This is a genomic window from Marinomonas hwangdonensis, from assembly GCF_003721245.1.
Taxonomy (GTDB): Bacteria; Pseudomonadota; Gammaproteobacteria; order Pseudomonadales; family Marinomonadaceae; genus Marinomonas; species Marinomonas hwangdonensis.
Window position 1 is genome coordinate 428,266 of sequence record NZ_RIZG01000003.1, and the last position, 25,682, is coordinate 453,947.

The 25,682-nt window shown below is 45.7% G+C and carries 23 protein-coding genes; 9 read left to right on the forward strand and 14 right to left on the reverse strand.

From position 1 onward, the window contains the following. Positions 1 to 35: 35 nt before the first annotated feature. From EBI00_RS07475 to EBI00_RS07500, 6 genes are all read left to right on the forward strand, one after another. Entirely contained in the window at positions 36 to 1,004 is a 969-nt protein-coding gene (locus EBI00_RS07475) for a PstS family phosphate ABC transporter substrate-binding protein (RefSeq protein WP_123095286.1), read from the forward strand. Between the two features lie 119 nt (positions 1,005 to 1,123). Continuing rightward, positions 1,124 to 3,382 (forward strand): ABC transporter permease subunit, encoded by a 2,259-nt coding sequence (locus EBI00_RS07480; RefSeq protein ID WP_123095287.1) that lies wholly within the window; start codon positions 1,124 to 1,126, stop codon positions 3,380 to 3,382. Between the two features lie 11 nt (positions 3,383 to 3,393). Further along, positions 3,394 to 5,094, forward strand: a complete 1,701-nt coding sequence (gene pstA, locus EBI00_RS07485; RefSeq protein ID WP_123095288.1) for a phosphate ABC transporter permease PstA — start codon at positions 3,394 to 3,396, stop codon at positions 5,092 to 5,094. Between the two features lie 20 nt (positions 5,095 to 5,114). Beyond that, complete coding sequence (pstB, locus tag EBI00_RS07490; RefSeq protein ID WP_123095289.1) at positions 5,115 to 5,945, forward strand: phosphate ABC transporter ATP-binding protein PstB; 831 nt, start codon at positions 5,115 to 5,117, stop codon at positions 5,943 to 5,945. Between the two features lie 14 nt (positions 5,946 to 5,959). Further along, positions 5,960 to 6,673: a phosphate signaling complex protein PhoU gene (phoU, locus tag EBI00_RS07495; protein ID WP_123095290.1), complete on the forward strand. Its 714-nt coding sequence runs from the start codon at positions 5,960 to 5,962 to the stop codon at positions 6,671 to 6,673. A gap of 182 nt (positions 6,674 to 6,855) precedes the next feature. Continuing rightward, entirely contained in the window at positions 6,856 to 7,356 is a 501-nt protein-coding gene (locus EBI00_RS07500; protein ID WP_123095291.1) for a GAF domain-containing protein, read from the forward strand. On the opposite strand, the gene EBI00_RS07505 is transcribed toward EBI00_RS07500, so the two are convergent. Both EBI00_RS07505 and EBI00_RS07510 read right to left on the reverse strand, forming a co-directional pair. After that, entirely contained in the window at positions 7,353 to 9,161 is a 1,809-nt protein-coding gene (locus EBI00_RS07505) for a sensor histidine kinase (protein WP_123095292.1), read from the reverse strand. The genes EBI00_RS07500 and EBI00_RS07505 overlap by 4 nt on opposite strands. A 13-nt stretch (positions 9,162 to 9,174) precedes the next feature. Next, complete coding sequence (locus EBI00_RS07510) at positions 9,175 to 9,684, reverse strand: putative pterin-binding protein (protein WP_123095293.1); 510 nt, start codon at positions 9,682 to 9,684, stop codon at positions 9,175 to 9,177. A 198-nt stretch (positions 9,685 to 9,882) separates the two neighbouring features. Here EBI00_RS07510 and cysZ point away from each other — a divergent pair, with 198 nt between their 5' ends. Further along, on the forward strand, positions 9,883 to 10,662 hold the full coding sequence (cysZ, locus tag EBI00_RS07515) for a sulfate transporter CysZ (protein WP_123095294.1): 780 nt from the start codon (positions 9,883 to 9,885) through the stop codon (positions 10,660 to 10,662). Continuing rightward, positions 10,662 to 11,504, forward strand: a complete 843-nt coding sequence (locus EBI00_RS07520) for a response regulator (protein WP_123095295.1) — start codon at positions 10,662 to 10,664, stop codon at positions 11,502 to 11,504. The genes cysZ and EBI00_RS07520 overlap by 1 nt, the downstream gene beginning before the upstream one ends. 66 nt (positions 11,505 to 11,570) lie before the next feature. On the opposite strand, the gene phoR is transcribed toward EBI00_RS07520, so the two are convergent. The 9 genes from phoR to EBI00_RS07565 form a co-directional block, all read right to left on the reverse strand. After that, positions 11,571 to 12,908 carry a phosphate regulon sensor histidine kinase PhoR gene (gene phoR, locus EBI00_RS07525; protein WP_123095296.1) on the reverse strand — a complete coding sequence of 446 codons (1,338 nt, stop codon included), beginning with the start codon at positions 12,906 to 12,908 and terminating at the stop codon, positions 11,571 to 11,573. Next, positions 12,905 to 13,600 carry a phosphate regulon transcriptional regulator PhoB gene (gene phoB / locus EBI00_RS07530; RefSeq protein ID WP_123095297.1) on the reverse strand — a complete coding sequence of 232 codons (696 nt, stop codon included), beginning with the start codon at positions 13,598 to 13,600 and terminating at the stop codon, positions 12,905 to 12,907. Before phoB ends, phoR begins: the two co-directional genes overlap by 4 nt. Before the next feature lie 84 nt (positions 13,601 to 13,684). After that, positions 13,685 to 14,539 carry a 4-hydroxybenzoate octaprenyltransferase gene (gene ubiA / locus EBI00_RS07535; protein ID WP_123095298.1) on the reverse strand — a complete coding sequence of 285 codons (855 nt, stop codon included), beginning with the start codon at positions 14,537 to 14,539 and terminating at the stop codon, positions 13,685 to 13,687. Further along, positions 14,536 to 15,087, reverse strand: a complete 552-nt coding sequence (locus EBI00_RS07540; protein WP_241556979.1) for a chorismate--pyruvate lyase family protein — start codon at positions 15,085 to 15,087, stop codon at positions 14,536 to 14,538. The genes ubiA and EBI00_RS07540 overlap by 4 nt, the downstream gene beginning before the upstream one ends. A gap of 15 nt (positions 15,088 to 15,102) precedes the next feature. Further along, on the reverse strand, positions 15,103 to 16,374 hold the full coding sequence (locus tag EBI00_RS07545; RefSeq protein ID WP_123095300.1) for an HDOD domain-containing protein: 1,272 nt from the start codon (positions 16,372 to 16,374) through the stop codon (positions 15,103 to 15,105). Between the two features lie 84 nt (positions 16,375 to 16,458). After that, positions 16,459 to 17,238 carry an amino acid ABC transporter ATP-binding protein gene (locus tag EBI00_RS07550; protein ID WP_123095301.1) on the reverse strand — a complete coding sequence of 260 codons (780 nt, stop codon included), beginning with the start codon at positions 17,236 to 17,238 and terminating at the stop codon, positions 16,459 to 16,461. A 22-nt stretch (positions 17,239 to 17,260) separates the two neighbouring features. Beyond that, entirely contained in the window at positions 17,261 to 18,361 is a 1,101-nt protein-coding gene (locus EBI00_RS07555; protein ID WP_123095302.1) for an amino acid ABC transporter permease, read from the reverse strand. A gap of 10 nt (positions 18,362 to 18,371) precedes the next feature. Then, on the reverse strand, positions 18,372 to 19,544 hold the full coding sequence (locus EBI00_RS07560; RefSeq protein WP_123095303.1) for an amino acid ABC transporter permease: 1,173 nt from the start codon (positions 19,542 to 19,544) through the stop codon (positions 18,372 to 18,374). Positions 19,545 to 19,652: 108 nt separating this feature from the next. Next, positions 19,653 to 20,675 (reverse strand): amino acid ABC transporter substrate-binding protein, encoded by a 1,023-nt coding sequence (locus tag EBI00_RS07565; RefSeq protein ID WP_123095304.1) that lies wholly within the window; start codon positions 20,673 to 20,675, stop codon positions 19,653 to 19,655. Between the two features lie 575 nt (positions 20,676 to 21,250). On the opposite strand from EBI00_RS07565, the gene lrp reads away from it, so the two are divergent. Next, positions 21,251 to 21,727 (forward strand): leucine-responsive transcriptional regulator Lrp, encoded by a 477-nt coding sequence (gene lrp / locus EBI00_RS07575; RefSeq protein ID WP_123095306.1) that lies wholly within the window; start codon positions 21,251 to 21,253, stop codon positions 21,725 to 21,727. 39 nt (positions 21,728 to 21,766) lie between these two features. Here lrp and EBI00_RS07580 read toward each other — a convergent pair whose 3' ends face one another. The 3 genes from EBI00_RS07580 to EBI00_RS07590 all read right to left on the reverse strand — a co-directional run bounded on the left by EBI00_RS07580 (position 21,767) and on the right by EBI00_RS07590 (position 25,630). Beyond that, entirely contained in the window at positions 21,767 to 22,486 is a 720-nt protein-coding gene (locus EBI00_RS07580) for a ComEA family DNA-binding protein (RefSeq protein ID WP_123095307.1), read from the reverse strand. A gap of 147 nt (positions 22,487 to 22,633) precedes the next feature. Continuing rightward, positions 22,634 to 24,715: an ATP-dependent DNA helicase RecG gene (gene recG / locus EBI00_RS07585; protein ID WP_123095308.1), complete on the reverse strand. Its 2,082-nt coding sequence runs from the start codon at positions 24,713 to 24,715 to the stop codon at positions 22,634 to 22,636. 9 nt (positions 24,716 to 24,724) lie between these two features. Then, on the reverse strand, positions 24,725 to 25,630 hold the full coding sequence (locus EBI00_RS07590) for a hydrogen peroxide-inducible genes activator (RefSeq protein ID WP_123095309.1): 906 nt from the start codon (positions 25,628 to 25,630) through the stop codon (positions 24,725 to 24,727). Between the last annotated feature and the right edge of the window lie 52 nt (positions 25,631 to 25,682).

The window sequence follows — 25,682 nt, forward strand, 5'->3', positions numbered from 1 at the left end:
ATAAATTTTTGACTATAACCACTGGGGTTTATGTGATGAAAAAATTAGTTGCAGGTTTAGCAATGACAGCAGCAGTAGGCGTTTCTTTGAACGCTTCTGCGAGTGTGGATGCGGATTTGATTTCTTACAACAAAGCAAGTGGCGTTTCGGGCAATATCTCAAGCATCGGTTCGGACACTTTAGCTAACTTGATGACATTATGGGCGGAAGAATTCAAGCGTCTATACCCAAATGTTAATATTCAGATCCAAGCCGCCGGCTCTTCTACTGCGCCACCAGCACTAACAGAAGGCACGTCTAACTTTGGTCCTTCTTCTCGCGCTTTTAAAGACACTGAAATCGCCGCTTTCGAAAAAAGACACGGTTACGCGCCAACAGCGGTTCCTGTTGCGATTGATGCGCTAGCGGTTTTCGTACACAAAGATAACCCAATCGAAGGTTTATCTCTTCCTCAGCTTGATGCTATTTTCTCTTCTACTCGTAAAGGTGGCCACAGCGAAAACATCGACAAATGGGGTAAAGCTGGCCTATCAGGCGCTTGGTCAAACCGCGATATTCAGTTGTTTGGTCGTAACTCAGTGTCTGGTACTTACGGTTACTTTAAAGAAAACGCTCTTTATAAAGGTGACTTTAAGAACAGCGTAAACGAGCAGCCTGGTTCAGCTTCTGTTGTGCAGTCTGTTTCTACTTCGCTGAATAGTATTGGTTATTCTGGCATTGGTTACACAACGTCGTCCGTTCGTGCTCTACCTATTGCGAAAAGAGAAGGTGATGCTTTTGTTGGAGCAACAAAAGAAAACGCAGCGGCTGGCAAATACCCACTGTCTCGTTTCCTTTACGTTTATATAAACAAAGCACCAAACAAGCCATTAGAACCACTACAGCGTGAGTTCATTAAAATGGTCTTGTCTAAAGTTGGTCAAGAGGTAGTTGTAAAAGACGGTTATGTTCCTCTACCAGCAACGGTTGCAAACAAGTACCTGAAAGATTTAGGTATTAACTAAGCAGCATCGTAGCGGGCTTACACATGAGAATCATAAAGTAGGGGAGCCGAGAGGCTTTCCTGCTTTTCTCTAGTTTGTAGGTTGTCACAAAAACGTCACACTAAAAAAGATGAATGCGGATGACTAAATCAACTGACCATCGGATGCCTGAGCTGGACTTTAATACTCCAGCATTAAAGCGTCACCGAAAAATTCGCGCCCTAAAAGACCGTACGGCTAGTATGGGCATTGCCATTGGAGGCAACAGCGTAATCTTAGCTGTATTGCTGATTTGCTTTTATTTACTTTACGAAGTAGCACCGCTCTTTTCTGGGGCTACTATTGAATCCAGAGCCAGTTACGCGGTACCCGCTGAAGAAAAAGGCGACAGTCTTTATCTAACAGCAGAAGAGCAATCAGAAGTGGGTATGCGAGTAACCAATCAAGGCCATGTGGTCTTCTTCTCGGTTGCCGATGGTAGTGTGATGGATACAGTTGATAACCTGCGTACCGAAGAAGTAACCGCGTTTGCGGTTGAGTCTGATACCAGTCAGCTGATGGCATTTGGTTACAGTGACGGTAAAGCCTTAATTGTGAAACACGACTACCGTATCTCTTATCCAGACGGTGTGCGTAAAATAACCCCAGTGATTGAATACCCCTACGGTCAAGAACCGATTAATGTTGCGGACTTTGCCATTAAAAAGCTCAGCATTCGTGATGGCAGTGACAGTTTAACCTTGGTGGCGGTGGGCGATCAGCAAAGTGCCGTTACTAAGGTGACCAAAGACGTTAACTTCATTACTGGCGAAGTGGAGTTGAGCGAGCAAAGTCAGCCTCTGCCTTTCGTCGAAGACATTGTCAGTGTGTTAGTCAGTGGCGACCAGCGTTACTTGTACGTGGCGACTCGTAAAGGCCTATTGAGTGAGTTTGATCTTCGTGATTTTGATAGCTTGACGCTCAAAAATACGCTTTCTTTGTTTGAGGACGATGCCAACCTTGTCTCCATGTCTTATCTACTAGGTCAATCTTCCATCATGGTGGCGGATTCGTCTGGTCGTGTGAGTCAGTGGTTTAATGTGCGCGACAATGCTACGAATGAAGAACACCTAACGTTTATTCGTGATGTGAAACAGCCCGCGCCTTTGGTAAATCTTGCGATGGAACATCGTCGTAAGGGTTTTGCCACACTAGACGATCGCGGTATCGTGGCAATTTACAATGCGACGTCGACACGTCAAGTTGTGGATGAAAAATTAACAGACGGTACAGCAAGCCTAATCAGTTTCTTACCTCGTGCTAACGGTCTGCTGCTAGAAGACAGTAAGGGCCTGCATTACTTTTTCGTCGACAACGAACACCCTGAAGTATCTTGGTCTTCTATTTGGGGCAAAGTCTGGTATGAAGGTTATCAAGAGCCTACTTATACTTGGCAATCTTCCGCAGCGAACAACGACTTTGAACCAAAATACAGCTTGACGCCGTTGGCGTTTGGTACTCTAAAAGCGGCGTTCTACGCCATGCTGATGGCAGTACCACTGGCCATTTGTGGTGCGATTTATACGGCGTATTTTATGGCGCCTGCCCTACGTCGAAAAATCAAGCCTGTTATCGAATTGATGGAAGCATTACCAACGGTCATCCTGGGCTTCTTGGCAGGTCTTTTCTTTGCGCCCTTCCTAGAAGAAAATTTGGCGGCGACGTTTAGCATTCTAGTGGTGCTTCCAGTAGGCATTATTTTGTTTGCTTATTTGTGGTCCCGTTTGCCTCAGCAAATTCGCTGGTTGGTGCCTGAAGGTTGGCAACCGCTGGTGCTTATTCCGGTTGTGGTATTCCTTGCTTGGTTCTGTTTGGCTTTGAGCCCTTTTATAGAGCTGAATTTCTTTGACGGTAATATTCGTGGTTGGATTACCAATGATCTTGGTATCACCTTTGACCAGCGTAATGCTTTGGTTGTGGGTTTTGCTATGGGCTTTGCGGTTATTCCTACTATCTTCTCTATTACTGAAGACGCTATCTTTAGTGTGCCAAAGTCACTCACTCAAGGTTCTTTGGCTTTGGGTGCGACCTATTGGCAAACCATGACTCGTGTTGTTTTGCCTACAGCGAGCCCAGGTATCTTTTCTGCGGTGATGATAGGTATGGGCCGAGCGGTAGGTGAAACCATGATCGTACTGATGGCAACAGGTAACACACCGATTATGGACTTCAATATCTTTGAAGGTATGCGTACTTTGGCCGCCAACTTAGCGGTAGAAGTGCCTGAGTCTGCGGTGGGCAGTTCGCATTATCGTATCTTATTCCTCGCGGCATTTGTGCTCTTTATCTTTACCTTTATGGTGAACACAATTGCTGAAGTCGTGCGTCAGCACCTACGCAAAAAATACGGGTCGCTATAATGAGTACTCAAATGAAAGTTAAGAAAAAATCCGTATCCGAATGGGTAAAATCTGGTGATCCATGGGTGTGGCTAAACGCCGGTGCTGTAGCAATTTCGGTGATCATGGTTGTCGGATTGTTATTGCTGATTGCCGTGCGTGGTCTAGGGCATTTTTGGCCTGCCGATGTGGTCGAGGCGCGCTACGAGTTGCCAGGACAACCCGCTTACAAATTAATAGGTGAGCGTGTTGAAAGTGTGGAAGTGCCTGTGGCTCAGTTACGAGAAGCGGGTATCAATATTCCAGGTGATTTTGATCTCATGCAACGTACGCTGATCAAAACGGGTAACCGTGATGTGTACGGTACGGATTTCCGTTGGGTGCTGGATGAATACGTTACCGAATCAAAACGCCCGGAGATGCTGTTTACGGCGGAGCGTCATGAGTGGGGTAATCTGTACGGTTACTTAAAATCGGTAAAAGAAAATGGTCAAATCGTGGCTGAAACAGCCGATTATGAACCAACCGAATCGGCTTTAGCGACATGGGAAGTGTTCCAAAAGAGCATCGAACGTGCGGATAAAATCCACCAAGAAATTAAGAAAATCGAGAAAAAAGACATAGGTAAAATTAACTATGGTCTTGAGCGTATTCGCTTAAAGCAACGCAGCCTTGAGTTAAAAGGTGAGTTGACGCCAGCGGCCGAAGCGGATCTTACGGTAGAGCGTAGTCAGTACGATGAAGAGTACAAGGTGCTTCAACAGAGTCTGATCGACTTATATGCGCAAATTAACCGCGATAGCTTTACGGTTGAGGCGATGGACGGTTCTGTGCAAGAAATTGGCGTAGCGAAAATTGTTCACGCTTACCGTGCGAATGCAATGGGTGTGGGTGAGAAGATTGGCTTCTATTTTGTTAAATTGTGGGAGTTTTTGTCTGACGAACCTCGTGAAGCGAATACCGAAGGTGGGGTTTTCCCAGCGATTTTCGGTACCGTAATGATGGTGTTCTTGATGACCATCTTGGTAACGCCTTTTGGTGTCGTTGCCGCGGTTTATCTTCGCGAATACGCTTCACAGGGTTGGCTAACTCGAACCATACGAATTGCTGTGAATAACTTAGCAGGTGTGCCTTCTATCGTTTATGGTGTTTTTGGTTTGGGTTTCTTCATTTACTTTTTAGGGTCTAGCATCGATCAGGCGTTCTTCCCTGAAGCCTTGCCATCTCCGACCTTCGGTACCGGTGGCTTGATGTGGGCATCTGTCACATTGGCATTACTGACTTTACCCGTGGTAATTGTGGCTACGGAAGAAGGTTTGGCCCGTATTCCTCGCAACGTCCGTGAAGGCAGTTTGGCCTTGGGCGCAACGAAAGCGGAAACCTTATGGCGTGTGGTACTGCCTATGGCGAGTCCGGCTATCATGACAGGGGTTATCCTGGCGGTAGCGCGTGCGGCCGGTGAAGTGGCTCCTTTGATGTTGGTGGGTGTGGTAAAATTAGCGCCGTCACTGCCTTTAGATGGCAATTACCCCTACATTCATCTAGACCAAAAGTTTATGCACTTAGGCTTCCATATTTATGATGTGGGTTTCCAAAGTCCAAATGTCGAAGCGGCACGACCTCTTGTGTACGCAACAGCCTTATTGCTAGTGATTGTTATTGCCTTGCTGAATTTCTCAGCCGTAACGATTCGAAACCATCTACGTGAAAAATACAAATCGCTGGAAATGTAAGCGGCGGAGAAGAGATTATTATGAGCAACGTAAAAACACATTCTATTGATATTTCATCAATGCAGCGTAGCCAACAAGCTTTGCGTATCGAAGACGAGAAGGTTTGTCTATCGGTCAACAATTTGCACCTATATTACGGTGACAAAGCGGCTCTGAAAGGGGTGAATATGGTCATCCCTGAGAAAAAAGTAACCGCGTTTATCGGACCTTCTGGTTGCGGTAAATCTACCTTGTTACGCTGCTTTAACCGTATGAATGATTTGGTGGATACGTGCCGAATCACCGGTGAAATCAACCTTCATGATGAAAATATTTACGCGAAAGGGACGGATGTCGCTGAGCTTCGTCGTCGTGTTGGCATGGTTTTTCAAAAGCCTAACCCATTCCCGAAAAGCATCTACGAAAACGTGGCTTATGGCTTGCGTATACAAGGCATTAATAAAAAGCGCTTGTTAGATGAAACTGTTGAGTGGGCATTACGTTCTGCCGCACTATGGGATGAGGTGAAAGACCGTTTGCACGAAAGTGCTCTGGGTATGTCGGGCGGTCAGCAGCAGCGTTTGGTCATTGCTCGTACGGTAGCGGTTAAGCCAGAAGTACTTTTGTTGGATGAGCCTGCTTCGGCATTGGACCCGATTTCGACGTTAAAAATTGAAGAATTGATTCACGAATTAAAAAATGAGTTCACCATTGCCATTGTGACGCACAACATGCAGCAAGCGGCACGGGTGTCGGATTACACAGCGTTTATGTATTTGGGTGATTTGGTGGAGTTTGGTGATACTAATACCTTGTTTACTAACCCTGACAAACAACAAACAGAAGACTACATCACGGGCCGCTACGGCTAGGCGGAGGACGCATTATGAAAGAATTAACAACGGATCATATCTCCCAGCAGTTTAATAACGAGTTGGAAGCCCTGCGTCAGCATTTTTTAACCATGGGTGGCGTGGTTGAAAGTCAGGTACAAGATGCCGTGCAGGCGCTGCTTGATAGTAACGGCTCTTTGGCCGAAGACGTCAAAGATCAAGACACTACCGTTAACCAATTGGATGGTTTAATCGACGAAGAGTGTCGCCGTATTTTGGCTAAGCGTCAGCCAGCGGCTTCCGACTTACGCATGATTTTGTCCATCAGTAAAGCGGTGAGTGAATTGGAGCGTATTGGTGATGAAGCCAAAAAAATTGCCAACCTCACACTGAATCTCGTGTCGGAAGGGGAGTCTCCGCGTGGTTACGTTGAGATCAACCGTATCGGTCAGATGGTATCGAAAATGGTGCATGATGCGCTTGACGCCTATGCGCGTTTAGACATCGAGTTGGCGGTGAAAGTCGCCAAACAAGACCGTACTGTGGACCAAGAATACAACACGGCGATGCGTTCTTTAGTGACCTATATGATGGAAGATCCACGCAGTATTTCACGCGTGATCAACGTGATCTGGGTACTTCGCTCTCTTGAACGTATTGGTGACCATGCGCGTCATACTTGTCAACATTTGATCTTCATGATCAAGGGCGTTGATGTTCGTCACGTGAGTCTCAACGACCTTACGGCCGACTATAAACCCAAATAGATCATGTGCTTAGGCTTCTTGGCTGATCAGATCAGTCAAGAAGCCGATGTTACTTTTTGCCATACTGATTTCTGCTTCCTCAATCGACGGCCTGTTTATTTCACGTAAAAAACGTCTTTACGGGTGGGCTATTCGGCTGACTTTGCTATCATCGTTTCCTTTTCGATGAGGCGTTACCCGCTATGTTTACTCTAGACCTTGCCCCTACTTGTTCACCTGATGAGCGCTATCATGACCTTAACGCCCAATTAGCGGCCTTGCTAAGTGGCGAACGCGACCTTATCTGCAATGCCGCGCAATTTTCTGCTTTTGTGATGCAAACAGTGGAAGATTTGAATTGGTCTGGGTTTTATTTCGCACGTGATAATGAACTGGTATTAGGGCCTTATGTCGGCAAAGTGGCTTGTACGCGTATTCCATTTGGTAAGGGGGTGTGTGGTAAAGCGGCGGAAAGTCTACAAATTCAACGTATCAAGAATGTTCATGCATTTGATGGCCACATTGCTTGCGATGCTGCTTCGGCCTCTGAGTTGGTATTACCGGTGGTAGTGGATGGCAAGCTGGTGGCCGTGTTTGATATGGACAGCCCAAAAGTAGGGCGATTTACAGAGATAGACCAAGTGGGGTTAGCTGCTTTTGTGGCGACTTTTATTGCAGCGACGGACTGTAATTGGTCGTTTTAGGTATTGGTCGTTTTAGGTATTGTCGGGACAGTGAATAAGGTTCTTAGTAGCGGCTCTAGCTGGCTTTGTGTGAGTGGAAACGACAATGGCATTACGGAGTAGCCAATGGTGTTGATTGCCTTAGGATGGTAGCTCAGCACAGCGCATGAGACACTTTTCCATTGTTGCAAGGCTTCCTTACCGTCGCGATCAAAGTGTGGTGTATTGCCCAGAATAATCAGATCGTATTCTTTGTTCTCGTGAAGATAGCCCTCTTTTGATAAAGAAGCGTGAATGTTGAAGCTCGCCAGTTGCAACCCAATCATTTTGGCTAAATGCGTATCGGTTTCAATGATCAAGGCGTGCTTTTGTGGTGAACACTGAAAACGGGGGGATTTTTCCGCTGGTGCTTGGTTTGCTTCCTGATAGGGAAGGTCCACCCAAAACTCACAGCCTGTTTGTGATGCGCAAGAAAAATGCATTTGCCCCTCAAGGAAGTACACCAGCTTGTGGCACAACGCCAAACTTAAGCCAACGGCGCTTGGCAAGGGGCCTTCTTGCTGCATTGGCAAAGCGGGGTTAATTCTTAAGCTTTGCTGTAATTGATCGGACATACCCAGTCCAGTGTCTCTGATGGCGATTTGGAACATGCGAGTGGTGCCCTGGCCCTCCTGAAGAGGATCCGGTGTTATGACTAAGCTCGATGGTCGGATTTGTAAACTAATACTGCCAGATGGTGTGTGGGCAATGGCATTTTGCAGTAGTGCGGTGATGATGACCCTGATTCTATTGAAATCCAATGATATAAACTTCGGTAACAACGGATCGATATACACCACGCTATACAGGCTTTTGCGCGTTAGTTGTGGCTCAAACAACCACATACAGCGTTCTATTTGATTCTGTAAAAATTCGGTCGTTGGCGTAATATCGAGTTTTTTAGCATCAATTAAAGCCAAGTCAGATAGCATTTCTACGGTTTGTAATAGCTGCTGACCAGACTCCTCAACATGCTTCGATAGAGCCTTGGCTTCTTGATGAGAGGAGGTGTTTTTTAGTGAATGAGCGACGCCTAAAATAGCGCTAGCTGGCGAACGTATTTCTTGCGTGATGAAAGAAAGCATATCGGCTTTGTCTTCATGCACCGCTTGAATGCTTGCTTGCAGTTTGCTATGTCGTTGAAAAGTCGCTTTTAGTTCGATAAAGACCTTAATGGTGAAAAAGCATAAGCATAGCAACAAGGTCAAGAGCACAATGGAAAGCACTTGAATGATATTTAGATTACTTTGTAACCGATCATTTTGAGCGGTGATGAATTCATTGCTACCCTTGTTGACTAGGGTGATAAATTCATTGATTTGATCGTCTAAACTTTGCAGACGCTCTAAGAGACTGGGCAAATAAGCAAGATCGCCACTTTCAATTTTGGATAAATGAAAACTCAGCAGTTCAAGCTCGCCATTGATGATGTTCAATAACCTAGAGGTGCGACCGTTTTCAAAGGTACGAATCAGATCACCCACTTCACCGACTCTCAGAAGATCAACGCGGCTCATCAGCAGATCGAATTCGAAATACGCTTTACCGTCAAGAGGGTGATCTTCTTCCTCCAGCAAGATGAGATAATTAATAAAACGGTAAGATTGTACTTGAAGTTGTAATGCGTTCCAGATGGAGCTTTCGAAAATACGGCGGCCATTGTTTTTCGAACTGTCACTGGTATAAGTAATGATAGCAAATACGGCAAGAGTGATGGTCAGAATGAGCGTGATGAAGCCGTATAAACTCCACTGTTTCAGCCTTGAAAACCACGCTTTGTTTTTCAAACGATGCCCCTTTCTACTCTGGAGTAACCACCAGTTTTATTTGGTTTACTTGCCAAATAGAACGACCATAGAAGACCTCGGACTTTAAATCGTTACGATCATCAAATGGGTAAATCACCATGATAGGGCCAAGATTGCGAACGCTCATGGCGTGGCCGTTTTGATGAGTCGCAAAAATAGCACCGTTCTCGACAAAATCATTGAGAGGAATCTCTGTCATATAACGATTTAACGCACTGACTTGGAGCAGGTTGGCTTGGCTACCAAGACGCGCTACTAAATCTACGGCAGAGAAACCTTGATAAGTATGAAGCCCTTTCGCCCAAGGATTTTGTGTCGTCACTGTGTACTGCGGTAGCTTGTTGAGCATAGCCATGTCAAATTCGATGTCTTCAAGTGTTTCGTTGGCATCAATCGCACCAGAAACCGTCAGCAACACGCTACCTTTGGCTTGATCTGAAGCGCTGACAGACGAACTAGACAGTACTAATAGCAAGGTCATGAAAGAGGATAATAAACGCATAAAAAGCCTTTTATGATTGGCGTGTATAATGAAAACGAACAATACAGCTACGTCATAATACAAGAGTTTTGGGAATAGACAAATAAACCCACTTATTTACGTGAGACACTTTTATTTTATACGGGCTTTGTGGAGCCTCGAAAGCCCTCATGATATTCTCTCGCTTCATATATAACCTAATGAAGGTACTGCTAGATTGTGATTACACACCCGTTTAAAGCCGCAGGGGCATTTATTAAGGCGTTGCCCTTGGTGTTATCGAAAGATTTGAGATTGTTCATATTAGCGCCGTTATTGGCGAATGTTCTTTTAATAGCCCTGTTGTACCTAGTGGCTTTTCGCTACCTTGATGATGGTGTAGCGTCTGTAATGGGGTATCTTCCTGAGTGGGTTTCATTTATTGACTGGTTACTTGAATTAGTCGTTATGGCACTGTTAGGAATTCTGTTGTTTTACAGTTTTTCAGTGGGGGTGAATATCTTGGCGGCGCCCTTTATGGCTTTTTTGGCAGAAAAAGTGGAAGAAAAACAAACGGGGAAAGTGTTTGACGAGCGTTTAACTTTTAGTGTGGTGATGAAGGTAATTGGTCAAAGCTTACAGCGTGAGTGTCAGAAGATTTTGTACTTTCTGCCTCGTTTCTTGTTGTTGATTTTATTGACGTTTGTGCCCTTGGTGAATGTGATTGCCCCCATTTTGTTGCTGCTGTTTTCTATGTGGATGTTGTCGTTGCAATATATGGATTATGCGTTTGATAACAACAAAGTTTCTTTTAATAACATGAGAATGGCGCTGCGCTCGAAACCCTTATTATGTTGGACTTTTGGCGGCATCGTCATGGTCAGTTTAGCGATTCCTTTTTTTAATTTATTTGTTATGCCGATCGCAGTGGTTGCTGCGACTCTTTTATGGGTTTCGGTATTTCAGTCACAACAGGGCGAGCATGCTACCTTGTTACCTTCGACGAATAGGATTTTGTAATGTCATTTAAAATATTGGTTGTCGATGATGCCTCTTTCACACGGGATTTGATCCGCCGCACCTTACGTAAGCAATTTCCTGCGGCAGAGATTGAAGACGCGGTAAATGGCCGAAAAGCGCAAAAAATGATGGAAAAAATCCAGTTTGACATGGTGTTGTGTGACTGGGAAATGCCTGAAATGACGGGAGTCGAGCTTTTAAAATGGTGTCGTGAACAGCCAAAATACAAAAAAGATAGTGTGCCTTTTGTGATGATCACCAGCCGAGGTGATAAGAGTCATGTGGTTGAAGCCGTGCAGTCGGGTGTCACCGATTACCTTGGTAAGCCTTTTTCAAGTGAGCAACTGATTAACAAGGTCTTATCGGCTGCGAAGAAACACAATATTGAAGATCGTTTGTCGTCACAAAAGCCACGGGATAAAAACGCACCTGGCAGTTCAACGTCATCACTGGATGTATTAATGGGGGCCGGCAAGGCAGCAAGCCCGGTGAAAGCCACCAAGTTCATCAACCCTGATGCCACGGCGGCGGTGATAAAAGACGTCAAAATTCCTACTTCAGTAAGGTTTGAAGGGAAGCAATTTCGCTGCATGATCGTGCAGTTCAGTAAGACCGAAGCCACCATGTTTATAAAAAGTGACGACATTGTTCCTCAAGTCTTGGGGCAAGCGGTGTTGGACTTGGAGTTTGGCGGTAAGGTTAATCGTCTGAATTATTATATCCAGTCGGTCGCTACGACTGAGAAAAAGCACGACTCGACGTTTTTGACGGTAATATTGAGCTTGATTGATCAAGACAGTGAGAAAGAAGCCTTTATTAGCCAGTTGTTTGACAGCTTGTAAGCGTTATTTTTACTTTTAGTCCTCGTATCCCTTTTTTAGTAAAAAGGGATACGAGCAAGATTTCCTTTAAGTACTTGGTGTTTCGCTGTTATTGGAGGTAATCGCGGGAATAGTGTCGGTTCGCGTTCTATGCGCCGGAAAATGACAGGAGAAGGTGCTGCCAAAGCCAGGTTGGCTGCGAATTTGCAGTTTGGCGTCGTGATGAAGTAAGACGTGTTTCACAATGGCTAGTCCCAGCCCTGTACCGCCGGTTTTTGAGCCACGCCCTTTATCGACTCTAAAGAAGCGTTCTGTGAGCCTTGGAATGTACCTAGGTTCGATACCAATGCCATTGTCTTTAACAGAAAAGACGCCGTTAAATTCATTGTTTTCCCACTTGATCAGGATGTCGCCACCATCTGGAGAATACTTCACCGCATTGACCACAAGATTCGAAAAGGCGCTGTATAGTTCCTTGTAGGATCCATATAAGCGAGCGTCGCTAGGAATGTCCAGTGTCACCTTGTGTTTATCGGTGAGGATTAAATTGGTCACCTTAGTAATGGCATTGATTAAGTCGGTGACTTTATACCATTGATTTTCTTCTCGTTTATCGTCGCTCTCAAGGCGAGACAATAGTAAAAGATCCTCGATGAGTTGCTCCATGCGTTCCGATTGTTCAGACATATTCACAATGCCTTTTTGCATACTCGCAGGTAGGCTGTCTTTGAATAATTCTAAGGTTTCCAGATAACCCTTAATAACGGTGAGTGGTGTTTTTAACTCGTGGGACGCATTAGCGACAAAATCTTTGCGCATCTGTTCAAGCAAATGCAAGCGAGTAACGTCACGCACAAAAATTAGGTGATCGTTTTTATCGTACAGCGTGGTTTGTATTTCTAAGTAAACGCCATCTTTTGCGGGGGACTTGATGACAAGAGGCTCTCCAAAGCGCTTTTGGCTAAAATAGCGAAAAAAGTCCGGATTGCGAACAATATTGGTGATGACCTGACCCCGATCGACAGGGCGTTGTAACCCCAAAAAATGCGCAGCAGAATTGTTCCACCACTCTAAATTACCTTGGTGATCCGCCATGATCACGCCTTCTTTTAAAGCGGTGGTCGAGCTTTCTATACGGGTAAGCGCTTGACGCATGCGACGCTTTGATTTGCGCTGTTTCTTTTGTAAACGATACACAGAATCAAAGACTTCACCCCAAATCCCACCGGATTCAGGAGGAGCTGCACGGCCAGAGTGGCGTAACCAATTATGAAACTGATACAGCTGATACAGCTGCCAGTACAAAGACCCTAAAACATATAAAAGCAAAACACCCAGCAATTGCCCCAGCACTAAGCCAATAACGATGCAGGCAGCAAGACCGATAAACCATGTTGTGATGGTGTTTCGCCAAATTGTTTTCATACAACCCTTTTTGTTGAGAAGCGGTAGCCTGTCCCTCTGACTGTTTGTATCAAGAAGTCGTGGGTGCTACCAATGGCTTTACGTAAGCGACGTATGTGAACATCAACAGTACGTTCTTCAACATACACATTGCCGCCCCAAACTTGATCTAATAATTGCGCTCTTGAATACGCACGTTCCTGATGTGTCATGAGAAACTTCAACAGTCGATATTCTGTTGGTCCCATGTCCAAAGGACGACTGCCAATCGTGACGCGCTGGCTGACAGGATCCAGCATTAGGCCTTCAATTTCAATCGGTTCGTCAACACCCTGAGGAGTGGCGCGTCGCAACACGGCTTTTAGACGAGCGACCAATTCTCTTGGTGAAAAAGGCTTGGTGATGTAATCGTCTGCGCCCACTTCTAAACCTTGAATTTTGTTATCTTCTTCGCTTTTTGCCGTCAAGATAATCACAGGGATTTCTGCGGTTGTGCTGTCTTTTTTGAGTCGACGAGTCAGCTCAACACCGCTGCCCCCTGGCATCATCCAATCCACTAATACCAGATCAGGTCGATGGTCCACAATCATCTCATGGGCTTGCTGAATATTTTCCGCTTCAAGGTATTCATACCCTGCCATTTCAAGTGCAATGGCGATCATTTCACGAATAGAAGATTCGTCATCTATAATTAATACTTTTTTACCGGTCACAGGATTATCCTCATCTCAGGAACGGTTTTTATTAAAGCGGGTAAATGTGACAATTTGGTTAAAATGTCACATGTTTGCCACATTTTAGACTAAATAACTCATTATCAAGCCGATAAAAACACAGTATCCCACGCGGTTATTGTCCAAAAAAGAACGAAAGCAAGCCTGACGGTCCCGTGTCTTAGCTTGAGAGAACTGCTGGTAAAAAAGTCCAAGGCATACAATCAAGGAAACAAAGTAGGGCCAATCCAGTCCACCGATCACGCCAATCCAAGCAAGCAACGAGAGGGTTAATCCTTGCAAGCCGATAATAACCAACAAATCGTACTGGCCAAACAAGATGGCGGTGGACTTAATGCCGATTTTAATATCATCGGGTCGGTCAGTCATAGCATAGTAAGTATCGTAGGCAATGGTCCAGAAACAGTTCGCGACAAACAGCATCCACAGTTCATAACTCGCTAAATCGCCTCCCTGAGCGCTGTAGGCCATGGGTATCGCCCAAGAAAAAGCCAATCCCAAAAAAAGCTGTGGTAAATGAGTGTATCGTTTCATAAAGGGGTATAAGGCAGCAAGCCCCAGCCCGACAAAAGACAGAAGAATCGTTTGGGTGTCGGTGAACAGCACCAAGATAAAACTCACCACGCAAAGCCCAGCAAACAGGACTAATGCTTCTTTTTCCGATACTCTGCCGGAAGGTAAGGGACGGTTTTTGGTACGTTCCACGTGGCCATCCACTTTGCGATCGGCGTAATCATTGATGACGCATCCCGCAGAACGCATGCTAAACACACCCAGTATAAAAATGACGATGAGATGCCATTGAGGCAGGCCGTCTGCTGCGAGCCATAAAGCCCATAAAGTCGGCCATAATAGCAATAACGAGCCGATCGGTCGGTTAAAGCGAGTTAATTCTGCGTAGTCTTTTATCTTGTTCATATACTTCCAAAAGGCGATTTCAATTGTTGGATACTCTCAAAAAACGCTTCATTGACCAGTATGCCAGGACCGTACTGATGAAACACAGAGCGTCTTGCCCATACCGCAGTGGGTTGATCGGGAAACATACGTTTTGGCAATTGCGTTATCTCAATGCCACTGCGTCTCAGAGATCGGTGTTGAAACAAGTAACCTCCCAAGGGTTTATTGTTTAAATGCTTCACTTGTCGCCAGTGCCCCCTTAGTGACCGAGCAGGAATCACTGAACGTGCATAAATCACCGCTTTACCATCGACGCGCAGTAATACAGTGCGAATTCTAGCCGCTTCTCTTGGTCTTAAGTTTAGGCGTTTTTTTTCCCGTGATGTTGGCTCACCCCAGGTATCTTCGATCACCTCTACGGTCAATTCGCCTAGACACTGCAATTTGGCCGTTAAAGAAGCGGGTGTGGTTAACCAATACCAAAGAACTGATGGAATCTTGGTTTTGCTGATCCGATGAACGGGGGCCCAGCGGTAGTCAAACTGTTGGGCTGCGGCTGAATTCATGACTGTCATAAAATACTAGGATGCATTCATCTTATTCATTAAATCGACCATTTTTTTTAGCTCCGTAGACGATTGATAAACCGCCTCTCGACAGGCTTCTGCTTGGTCTATACTAAGGCCCACAGCAACCAGTGCCGCAGGGTCGATTGCTTCTTCATGGCGTAGGCAGCGTGAAATATAAAGCAATTTTGCTAAGGTCGCATGTTGGCCATCATAGTGCGGTTTTTTGCTATAACGAATGGCCATCCATATGCTGTCTGGAAGACTCCAATAACGTAATAACCAAGAACCTAGCTGTTCTTTAGTAAAATTCAATACCTGCATTTCCACCCACTCTGATGGTAGGTGTGCATTCGCTTCTTGGTATCGAGATAAGATGGCAAAATGAGGTGGAAAAATAGTACTGATTGCCAAGTAGCCAAAATTATTGAGTAGTCCAGCAAGGTAAGCATGGCCTAGTTTCGGGCGAAGGTGGCTTGGGGTATGCTTTGCGAGAGACTCCACCAAGGCGGCATTAGAAACAGAGTCTATCCAAAAATCTTCATAATGGCGTGGGCCATTGTCGGGCGATTGAAAGCCGTTTCCCATAGATAGGCCCAGTGCTAAATTCATCACCATATCAAAACCTAATACGCGAATGATGGCATCTTCGACGGATTCTATGTTACCGGGTGCGCTGTAATACGGCGACGATGCCCAGCTGACGACCTGAGCGGCTAAGCTTGGGTCCAGAGCGATCACATCACATAGCTCATCGGTACCCGCGGTTTCGTCCGAAGATAAGCGGATGATGCGGTGTGAAGAGGCTGGTAATGGCGGAATCTCCAGTGTTTCCTCAAGTCGTGTTTTTAATCGAATGGATTGAAACTTACCCAGAGCATGAAGAATTTGAGCTTCGTCTTCTTCGTGGTTATCGGCAGGCCGCTTGATTTTTTGGGTGTTAATAGCGATGTTTTCAAAGCGGTTTAACGGTCCCGAAAATAATGTTTTCAGTGCTGATGTGTCTATTTTCCGGGGGCTTGCATCGCTTTTTGTTTTAATGGTGACGTAGTCCTCTTGCAAAATGGACGCTTCCAACAGCGTGCTCATATTGTTTGGCTTGGCCAATGTATTCCCTGCGCTGTGAGAGCACGCCACGGGTTCAAAGCGTCGCTTAGTGATGCGAGACACCGCAGCAATGTCCACCATGCAATTCTCAGGAAAAATAACCTGCAAACGCCCTGTATTGTCGGCTAAATGCACAATACGTAACCTCTGACTTGGCTGACAATCAACGACGGATTCCATGGTTCTACCTTGTGAAAGCGAAAACAAAAAAAGCCCCAAATAAGGGGCTTTGTAAATATAACAGATTTTGCATTTGGATTCTGATTAGTGATTCAGAATCTGACTCAAAAACATTTGTGTACGGTCATGTTGTGGATTATTGAAGAATTCATGGGGTTCATTAGATTCCACGACTTCCCCTGCGTCCATAAAGACCACACGGTCCGCCACTTTCTTCGCAAAGCCCATCTCGTGTGTTACACACACCATGGTCATGCCTTCGTCGGCTAGCTGCACCATAACATCCAATACTTCCTTGATCATCTCTGGATCAAGAGCCGATGTAGGTTCGTCAAACAGCATAATACGAGGCTCCATGCACAGACCACGGGCAATCGCCACACGCTGTTGCTGGCCGCCAGAAAGCTGGCCTGGGTACTTCAATGCTTGGTTGGCGATCTTGACGCGCTCCAAATAGTGCATGGCCATTTCTTCGGCTTCTTTTTTGGGCTTTTTACGAACCCAAATTGGTGCCAAGGTGAGGTTTTCTAAAATCGACAAATGAGGAAACAAGTTAAAGTGTTGGAAAATCATCCCCACATCTTTACGAATTGCCTCGATGTTTTTGAGGTTATCGTTCATTTCCACACCGTCAACGGAAATGATTCCTTTTTGGTGCTCTTCTAGACGGTTAATACAACGAATCATCGTTGATTTACCTGAACCAGAAGGACCACACACCACGATGCGCTCGCCTTTTTTAATACTGAAATTGATGTTTTTTAGGACGTGAAAATCACCGTACCATTTATTAACATCTTTAAACTCTATGATCGCTTCCTCGCCCGGCTCAAGTTGGGCAAGTGCCATGTTTCTATCTGTCATTGTAAAGGCCTCAAATTCTTAACTAGTTCCGCTTATGTCCGGTGTCTAACTTGCGTTCTATCGACATACTGTATCGCGACATGCCAAAGCAGATAATAAAATAAACAAACCCTGCGAAGGCATAACCTTCAACGGTGGTGCCTAGCCAGTTTGCGTCATGGTTAGCCGCTTGGATCCGACCTAATAAGTCAAACATACCAACGATATACACCAAGGTAGTATCTTTGAACAAGCCGATAAAGGTGTTTACGATACCCGGTATAACAAGCTTCAGCGCTTGCGGTAAAATCACCAGAATCATGGATTGCCAATACGTTAAGCCCATCGCATCAGCCGCTTCATATTGGCCTTTTGGAATGGCTTGTAAACCACCACGTATTACTTCCGCCATGTAAGCAGAAGAAAACAAAGTGATGCCAATGATGACACGCATTAACTTGTTAAAATTCATACCATCAGGTAGGAAAAGTGGAATCATAACTGACGCCATAAACAAGATTGTGATGAGGGGAACAGCACGAATGGTTTCGATGAACACAATACACACTGACTTTGCTACTGGCATGTCTGAACGACGTCCTAGCGCTAGCAATACCCCAAGTGGGAAGGACGCAACAATGCCCACTACACCGAGCAAGGTAGTTAAGAACAAACCGCCCCACAAAGACGTTTCAACAACGACTAGACCAAATACACCACCGGCAAACAAGAAGTAAGCAACGACGGGGTAAACTAGAGTAATCACTAAAGAAAGGTAAAATTTATTGATGGTTTTAATCGCAAATGCGCCCAGTAGCACAACCAAAGCGATCAATGACAAATTAATACGCCATGTCTCTTCGGATGGGTACAAGCCGTACATAAACTGCTCAAAATACGCCCCAATAAATGCCCAGCACGCACCGCCACCAGTACACGCCGCTCTGGTATCACCAGTGAAAGTAGCATTGACGATGCCCCATTGAATCATGGGAGGAACCAGCAAATACAAGATGTATAAACTGAATAACGTCAAAGCAACGTTAAGAGGCGACGATAACAAGTTGTTACGCAGCCATGCCACAGCACCTACAGAGTTCACTGGAGGTGGAAGGCTGGGTGATGGTTTAAATTCAATAGCCATGATCTACCTCCTAGCGCTCAATTAAAGACATTTTCTTGTTGTACCAGTTCATAAACATAGAGATGGTTAAACTCAATGAACCGTACACCAACATACACAGACCTATGGTTTCAATCGCTTGACCTGTTTGGTTGAGCGTTGTTCCCATAACCACAGACACTAATTCAGGGTAAGCAATCGCAGCCCCAAGTGACGAGTTTTTCGCTAAGTTTAGGTATTGACTGGTCAATGGAGGAATAATCACACGCAATGCTTGTGGCAATACGATTAGACGCTGAGTTAGGTTATCGCGTAACCCTAATGAACGCGCAGCCTCAGTTTGTCCCCAGTTAACAGACAATATGCCTGCGCGCACGATTTCAGCGATAAATGCCCCAGTGTAAGTGGCCAAGGCGACTAACACGGCAACAAACTCAGGGGGTAATACCATACCGCCCGTTACGTTAAAGCGACTTTTTTGTGGTAGATCAAATTCTAAAGGAAAGCCAGCGATAGCAAACGCTAGAAAAGTAATACCAATAATAAGACCAAGTGATGACCAATAAGCTGGGAACCACAATCCTGTTCTGGTTTGACGTTTTTTCGCCCAAACCACTAATGCCATAGCGGCAAAAATAGACAGAATAAAGCCCATGACAACAAGACCAAATCCATCTTGGAATGAAGGGTTAGGTGAGTAAATTCCTCGTTTGTTAAGTAAAAAATCGCCAAATTCATAGCTGTCACGTGGTGCTGGTAGGGCAGCAAGTACCGCAAAATACCAGAAGAACATTTGCAGCAGTAACGGCAGGTTACGCAAGGTTTCCACATAAACAGTGGCCAGTCTAGCCACAAGCCAGTTATTGGACAATCTTGCTAAACCGACGATGACACCGATAACGGTAGCCAACACGATACCCAACATAGAAATGACGAAGGTGTTAATTAACGCGACGGCAAAGGCGCGTCCATAAGTACCAGAATCTGTGTACTCAATTAAATGCATTAGAATAGGAAAACCAGCGGGCTCATTAAAAAATGCAAACCCCGTTGAGATTCCACGATTATCAAGGTTGTTTTGTAAGTTGGTGAACAGGAAATAACCTACAAAAACTACAACGCTGAGAAGCAAAACTTGAAATATTAGGGCTCTAGTCCCGGCATCATTCAACATGCTGTTATTAGGTTTTGTTTTATCGCTCATCTTAATTCAGGCAAATGAAATGCTCGTCAGATGTGTAAGAAAGGGGGGAGAAACTCAGCGGCGACAAGGCCGCTGAGCCAATACCCAAGGCGGGTTATACTTCCGTTATTAGCGTACTGGTGGTGCGTACATGACACCGCCATCTGTCCATAGTTTGTTGATACCACGTGGCAAACCTACTGGTGTAGATGGACCAACGTTACGTTCAAATACTTCACCGTAGTTGCCTACTTTCGCGATGATGTTGTAAGCCCATTCAGCAGGTAGGCCAAGTTGTGCGCCCATATCCCCTTCAACACCTAGCAAGCGTTTGATACCTGGATCGGTTGTACCAGATTTGATCTGATCTACGTTTTTAGAAGAAATACCCATTTCTTCAGCGTTTACTTGAACAAACAATGCCCAAGTGACGATGTCTTTCCACTGGTTATCGCCATGGCGAACAACGGGGCCAAGAGGCTCTTTGGAAATAGTGTCATCAAGAATCACATGCTGATCAGGATTGGCTAATTTAGTACGGTGAGACGCTAGGCCAGATTTATCCGTTGTGAAGACATCACAACGACCAGAAGCGTATGCAGACAGTGCTTCATCGGCTTTTTGAACTACAACCGGAACGTAAGACAGTTGGTTCTTACGGAAGAAATCCGCCATGTTCAATTCTGTTGTCGTTCCTTGCTCAGTACATACGGTTGCACCGTCAAGATCTTTTGCAGAATCAATACCTAGGTCTTTACGAACCATGAAGCCTTGACCGTCATAGAAGTTTACAGCGGTAAAGTCCAAACCTAGTGAAGCGTCACGAGTGTAAGTCCAAGTGGTATTACGAGCTAGTAAATCGATTTCACCGGATTGAAGCGCAGTGAAACGCTCTTTAGCAGAAAGTGGGGTGAATTTTACTTTTTGTGCATCACCAAAAATAGCGGCAGCGGTTGCTCGGCAAGCATCAACGTCGATACCAGACCATTCGCCGTTAACATCTGCGTTAGAGAAACCAGGTACACCTTGGCTAACGCCACATTGAACAAAACCTTTTGCTTTAACATCGTCAAGCGTTGCTGCGGTAGCACCAGCGCTGATTGTGGCGGCGATTGCTGCTGTAGACAGTAGTTTACCAACATTCGATTTCATTATATTGAGCCTCCCAGGCGGTTATTTTACATACTGCTGTTATCTTCATTTTGCTTTTATGTTGAATATCAGATTGTAGAATCTTTGTATTTAATACTCATCGTAAACGAAGCAAGGATGATGCCAACATTTGATTATTCTTGTTATGAAGTATATGCAGACGAAGTCTCTATAAAGTTCATCGCATGCCTCTATAGAATTACTCTTTTGAGGCGTAGTCAAGGATAAAATGTCAGAAAAGAGGAGGGGTATACGCATTACTTACACTTTTTAAGGCGGATTTCTGTGAAAATAATGCTCACTTAAGTCAAAGCAGCCCTTCGCCAGACCAAATAAAATGCGGCTTTAGCGACAAATTTCGACTTTTCAATTGCACTAATATGAGGCGTTTTTTAAAGGATAAGATTTTTTTGGAGCAAAATGAATTTTTTGCATCATTTTGGTGCTTTGTTGTGTCATGTTTGAATAACCATGTTGAATATAATGAATAAAGCACTTTCCATAATTTGTGATCTGCGTGGTAGACTTCTATGAATTGAACATTAATTGACGTCATGTAAGGAGATCCACGCCAGATGGACAACTCAGCAAAACCGCTTGATCGCTTAGATAAGAAAATTCTTCGTGAGTTGCAGATAAATGGTCGTTTATCAAATGTGGAATTAGCGAGTCGAGTCGGGTTAAGTGCGACCCCTTGTTTAGAGCGCGTGCGTCGCTTGGAGCGCAATGGCTATATTACGGGCTACTGTGCTTTGGTTAACCCCAAAAAAGTAGACGCCGGATTGTTAGTGTTTGTCGAAATTCGCCTCAAAACCACCTCTCCTGAGGGGTTTAATGAGTTCAAAGCCGCGGTCACTGAAATCCCAGAAATATTGGAATGCCACTTAATCGCGGGGGATTTTGAATATCTGCTCAAAGCCCGCGTGTCTAATATGGATACCTATCGCCTGTTGCTAGGGGAGACGCTATTGACTCTGCCCCATGTTCGAGAATCGCGTACTTATGTGGCAATGGAAGAAGTAAAGAATACGACGGTAGTGAGTATTCCTTAGTTCAATGAGCAGGGCTGTTCTTGACCGAAACCACATAGCCTACTGTTTTTTATGTTTTGTTGTGATCAACCCTGTCACTATCCTTTGCAACATCACAGGACCTACACCTTTTATGTTGAGAACGGCTTTGTCCGATGAAAAAGGTCGTTCTTTTACCAACTTCTCGAGTGTTTTCTTCGGCACGCCTTTGATACTTAAAAGCGTTTCCACTTTTGACTTGTTAATGGCGAGATAACCATCGACGCCACCAGTGGCGTTTTTTTTTACGTGAGTCACAGGCTCAGCGACGGGTTCTACAGTCGATTCTAAAACAGGCTCGACAGTGGGCTCTAATGCAGCCTCGACGACCTCTTCTGTATCGACAGAAAAGTGAGGCGGGTTAGCGTGGTAAGGCACTGTAAAATCGGCAGAATCACATATCAGGTATTCAGTACCGTTCCATTCACTCAGTTGCAACACGAGTTGCCAAATACCCTCTGGTGGCGACTGGAAAAGTAAATCGTAATGACAGTCTATTAAGCCGTGTTGACCTTGTAACTCACCGAGTGTCGTGGACGCTAAAACGTGCGTTTCTGAAGCGCCGAACGTCTCTTGACGAACCCCGCACAGTTGTAATTGCAGTGTGCCACTCAGGTTGTCTATGTCTCTGTGATTACTAATGCGTTCAACCGTAATAACGATGCGGTCCTCGTCTATTCGATAAGCGCTGTTTTGTAGGCTGAGCATGGGGTATTCAAAATGGGGGGATAAGCTGTCCATGTTAGTTCCTTCTAGCCGACTGTGGCGGTAATGGCGCGTAAAAAACGAAATTAAGCCAACAGGCTTTATGGGGGAGATTTTTGATTAATTTTTGCTCAGGCGCAAGTAAATACCGCTATTTTTGTAAAAACTGGACCACAAAAGCGGTTACACGTTTAAGTACTGACCGTGATTAGGCAACCAGCGCGATAAAAGAGGGGAAATACGATCAGGATAGTGATGGTACAGCAAGCTTGCCGCGCGCTGAACGTCGTCCAGTAAGCCTTTATCTCGCTGAAGATCGGCGACCTTAAACTCCCAGAGTCCGGTCTGTCGAGTGCCGAGTAATTCACCTGGACCACGCAGTTCAAGGTCTTTTTCAGCGATCTTGAAACCATCGCTGGTTTCTCTCATGGTTGAAAGACGCTCCTTGCCCTGTTGTCCTAACGGCGCTTTGTACAGCAAGACGCAATGGCTGGCGGCTTGACCTCGACCCACACGTCCGCGCAGCTGATGAAGCTGCGCAAGCCCAAGTCGTTCTGGGTTTTCGATCACCATGAGACTGGCGTTAGGCACATCGACTCCCACTTCAATGACGGTCGTCGCAACGAGCAGCTGGATATCGCCGGCTTTGAATTGCGCCATGATATCGGCTTTTTCTTGTGCTTTTAGTCGCCCATGTACCAAGCCAATACGCAGCTCGCTAAGCTGTTCTTGCAATAGAAGAGCCGTGTCTTCTGCGGCTTGGCATTGCAAGGCTTCGGATTCTTCTATTAGGGTGCAAACCCAATAGGCTTGCTTGCCTTCTTCACAGGCACTTTTTACCCGATCAATTACTTCTTGTCGGCGTTGGTCCGATACCACAATGGTGTTGATAGGCGTTCGTCCGGGTGGAAGCTCATCAATAATGGAACAATCCAAATCGGCATAAGCCGACATGGCTAAGGTTCGTGGAATGGGCGTGGCGGTCATGATGAGCTGATGGGGCTGAAAGCCGTGCTTCATGCCTTTTTCTCGTAACGCCATACGCTGATGCACCCCAAAACGATGCTGCTCATCGATGATAGCCATTGCCAAACGATCGAATTCCACCGTGTCTTGAAAGAGTGCATGAGTACCGACAACGATTTGTGCTGCGCCAGACGCGATGTCGGCCAGCTCTTTCTCCCGAACTTTCCCTTTAAGCTTGCCTGTCATCCACGCTACTTTTAGTCCTAAAGGAGTAAACCACTGGGTAAAGTTGATATAGTGCTGTTCGGTGAGGATTTCGGTCGGTGCCATAATAGCCACCTGATAGCCCGCTTGCACGACGGACGCAGCGGCGAGGGCAGCCACTAGGGTTTTCCCTGAGCCAACGTCTCCTTGCACCAATCGCAGCATAGGGTGACCTGTACCAAGATCCGCAAGAATCTCGCCAAACACGCGCTGTTGGGCTTTAGTGGGAGAAAAAGGCAATTGTTGCAACAGCTGTTGGCTGAGTTCACCAGCGGCGTGCACCTTGATGGCGACATCTTGTTTGGCTTTGACTCGTTTACCGATCAACGATAGCTGATGGGCCATGAGCTCTTCAAATGATAAGCGGTATTGCGCAGGGTGGCTGCCCGATCTTAGTTGATCTAGGTTGGCTTCTCTTGACGGATGATGTAGGAACTGAATCGCGTCGCAGAGCGGTGGTAAGCTGAATTGAGCGCGTATTTCGTCTGGCAGCCACTCTTGCAGGTTATAGGGCGTTAGTCGTTCTAAGGCTTGCTCACAAAGCAGGCGTATCTTGGTTTGCGTTAGCCCTTCGGTAAGCGGGTAGATTGGCGTGAGCTGTGCCGACTCCTCTTGGGTTTCCTCTTCGCCTATCACCTTGTATTCAGGGTGATAGATTTCAAATCCGCTGCTGCCACGACGAATCTCCCCAAAGCAACGGACTCGTACACCGGCTTCTAGTTGTTTTTTTTGCGCAGCGGAAAAGTGAAAAAAACGCAAACACAAGGTGCCCGTGTGGTCTTTGATTCGACACAACAAGCTGCGACGCTTGCCCATTTTGACTTCACACCCAGTGACGTGTCCTTCTATCACGGCTTCGTCGCCAAAACGCAACTGTCCAATGGGCACAACACGGGTTCTGTCCTGATAGCGAATCGGCAAATGAAACAGCAAATCTTGTACCGTATTCAAATGCAGCTTGGCTAATTTTTCCGCCATTGCATCGCCAACGCCTTTTAGCTCGCGAACATCCTGTGTGTCTAATCCGTCGATCATGCCGCCTCTCTATAAATCCAATTGCGTACAAGCGTCACGAATAGACTGGCTAACCGCTTCTATGGCTTTAGGGCGAGGGAAGCTGGCGCGCCAGGCCAATGCCACCGTACGTTTTGGTGCCGGTGCCGTAAAAGGACGCACTTCGAGCATCTCGTGATTAATATTCATCGCGGCTGACTTGGGCAACACAGTGACCCCCAAACCAGACGCCACCATATAACGTATGGTTTCTAACGAACTGCCATTAACAATGGTGCGGCCATCCCCAAATTCGCTTTCCGTCACCAAGGGGCAGGCCTCAAGCACTTGTTCACTAAAACAGTGCCCTTTGCCAAGCAACAAGAGGTTATCGGTCGATAGTTGATCCGTTTCTATGCTGGAGAGCTTGGTCCAAGGGTGATTCTTGGGCATCAGCACCATGAAATCTTCTTCGTAAATCGGCTGAGTAACCACATCCGGCTCACGAAAAGGCAAAGCCACAATAATGGCGTCTAACTCGCCGTTACGCAGTTTAGGGCGTAAATTTTCAGTGAGGTCTTCTTCAATGATTAACGGCATACCTGAGGTGATTTTGTGTAGGGACGGAATCATAAAAGGAAACAGGTAAGGCGCAATGGTAAAAATCGCGCCTATCTTGAGTGGGCTTTTTAATTGGTTCTTTCCAGACGACGCCAGCTCTTTGATGGTGTTCGCTTGATCCAGCACCCGCTTGGCTTGGGTGATGATTTGCTCGCCAAGAGGTGTGACATAAACGGAGCTTTTACTGCGTTCAAAAATCGCCGTACCGAGTTCTTCTTCCAGTTTCTTAACGGCGACACTGAGCGTGGGTTGCGATACATAACAGCGATCCGCGGCGCGCCCAAAATGTTTTTCTTCGGCCAGCATTACAATGTATTTCAATTCCGTTAATGTCATAGCACACCTTTTACCTTGGCTGATTCATTGTTAATAACTATGATAATACATA

Coding starts and splice junctions, on each gene's coding strand:
- EBI00_RS07475 (WP_123095286.1), top strand. CDS start 36: ATGAAAAAATTAGTTGCAGGTTTAGCAATGACAGCAGCAGTAGGCGTT.
- EBI00_RS07480 (WP_123095287.1), top strand. CDS start 1,124: ATGACTAAATCAACTGACCATCGGATGCCTGAGCTGGACTTTAATACT.
- pstA (WP_123095288.1), top strand. CDS start 3,394: ATGAAAGTTAAGAAAAAATCCGTATCCGAATGGGTAAAATCTGGTGAT.
- pstB (WP_123095289.1), top strand. CDS start 5,115: ATGAGCAACGTAAAAACACATTCTATTGATATTTCATCAATGCAGCGT.
- phoU (WP_123095290.1), top strand. CDS start 5,960: ATGAAAGAATTAACAACGGATCATATCTCCCAGCAGTTTAATAACGAG.
- EBI00_RS07500 (WP_123095291.1), top strand. CDS start 6,856: ATGTTTACTCTAGACCTTGCCCCTACTTGTTCACCTGATGAGCGCTAT.
- EBI00_RS07510 (WP_123095293.1), bottom strand. CDS start 9,684: ATGCGTTTATTATCCTCTTTCATGACCTTGCTATTAGTACTGTCTAGT.
- EBI00_RS07520 (WP_123095295.1), top strand. CDS start 10,662: ATGTCATTTAAAATATTGGTTGTCGATGATGCCTCTTTCACACGGGAT.
- phoR (WP_123095296.1), bottom strand. CDS start 12,908: ATGAAAACAATTTGGCGAAACACCATCACAACATGGTTTATCGGTCTT.
- ubiA (WP_123095298.1), bottom strand. CDS start 14,539: ATGAACAAGATAAAAGACTACGCAGAATTAACTCGCTTTAACCGACCG.
- EBI00_RS07540 (WP_241556979.1), bottom strand. CDS start 15,087: ATGAATTCAGCCGCAGCCCAACAGTTTGACTACCGCTGGGCCCCCGTT.
- EBI00_RS07545 (WP_123095300.1), bottom strand. CDS start 16,374: ATGGAATCCGTCGTTGATTGTCAGCCAAGTCAGAGGTTACGTATTGTG.
- EBI00_RS07550 (WP_123095301.1), bottom strand. CDS start 17,238: ATGACAGATAGAAACATGGCACTTGCCCAACTTGAGCCGGGCGAGGAA.
- EBI00_RS07555 (WP_123095302.1), bottom strand. CDS start 18,361: ATGGCTATTGAATTTAAACCATCACCCAGCCTTCCACCTCCAGTGAAC.
- EBI00_RS07560 (WP_123095303.1), bottom strand. CDS start 19,544: ATGAGCGATAAAACAAAACCTAATAACAGCATGTTGAATGATGCCGGG.
- EBI00_RS07565 (WP_123095304.1), bottom strand. CDS start 20,675: ATGAAATCGAATGTTGGTAAACTACTGTCTACAGCAGCAATCGCCGCC.
- lrp (WP_123095306.1), top strand. CDS start 21,251: ATGGACAACTCAGCAAAACCGCTTGATCGCTTAGATAAGAAAATTCTT.
- EBI00_RS07580 (WP_123095307.1), bottom strand. CDS start 22,486: ATGGACAGCTTATCCCCCCATTTTGAATACCCCATGCTCAGCCTACAA.
- recG (WP_123095308.1), bottom strand. CDS start 24,715: ATGATCGACGGATTAGACACACAGGATGTTCGCGAGCTAAAAGGCGTT.
- EBI00_RS07590 (WP_123095309.1), bottom strand. CDS start 25,630: ATGACATTAACGGAATTGAAATACATTGTAATGCTGGCCGAAGAAAAA.